A 414-nucleotide genomic window follows, 5' to 3' on the forward strand; every position below is an offset into this window, starting at 1 on the left:
TGTAAAAGTGGGATGAAATTTGTAATAGGAAATGAATTTAAAAGGCATAAATATCTTCTTGAAAGCAATATAATGGATTATGAAGAAAAAGAAACATATAAGGATATTATGAATTTAAAAGCAGATGATATATATTATCATAAAAGCTTATTAAGTTTAAGTATGTATTTATCTAAGTACTATAATAAAAAAGCTGTGATAATTATAGATGAATATGATGTACCAATACAAGGTGGATATACTGGTGATTACTATGAAGACATTATAAGTTTCATGAGAAATTTTTTAAGTGGAGGCTTAAAGGATAATATATATTTAGAAAAGGCAATTCTTACAGGAATACTTAGGGTAGCAAAAGAGAGTATATTTTCAGGACTTAATAATTTAAATGTATACAGTATTTTAAAAAATAAA

Annotated in this window: 1 protein-coding gene; it reads left to right on the top strand. The window is 23.9% G+C overall.

Going from position 1 to position 414, the window contains the following annotated elements; translation table 11 throughout:
- Positions 1 to 12: 12 nt before the first annotated feature.
- Positions 13 to 414 (top strand): AAA family ATPase (locus EG57_RS0225015; RefSeq protein ID WP_242859933.1); only part of this gene is annotated, 402 nt, incomplete at its 3' end.

The organism is Clostridium drakei (assembly GCF_000633595.2).
In the GTDB taxonomy this organism is placed as follows: Bacteria; Bacillota; Clostridia; order Clostridiales; family Clostridiaceae; genus Clostridium_AM; species Clostridium_AM drakei.